Genomic DNA, 203 nt, shown 5'->3' with positions numbered 1-203 from the left:
AGAAATGAAACAGTGTGTCGTTTCAATTTTCAGCTTGATCCAGATTTTTAAAGAGCAAATATCTCAAACGTCACCCGAAGGTAAGTTTTGAGATATCGGGGTCGGCGACTTTCACTCACACATACCAGCAAGTGGCGTCCCCTAGGGGATTCGAACCCCTGTTACCGCCGTGAAAGGGCGGTGTCCTGGGCCTCTAGACGAAG

The 203-nt window shown here is 48.8% G+C and carries 1 tRNA gene; it reads right to left on the bottom strand.

Annotation, left to right across the window (positions count from 1 at the left end):
- Positions 1–132 precede the first annotated feature (132 nt).
- A tRNA-Glu gene (locus tag OGY15_RS00015) sits at positions 133–202 on the bottom strand.
- Position 203: the final 1 nt, after the last annotated feature.

The organism is Citrobacter sp. Cu231, assembly GCF_030332265.1.
Classification (GTDB): domain Bacteria; phylum Pseudomonadota; class Gammaproteobacteria; order Enterobacterales; family Enterobacteriaceae; genus Citrobacter; species Citrobacter meridianamericanus.
This window is presented reverse-complemented; position numbering and strand designations above follow the sequence as displayed.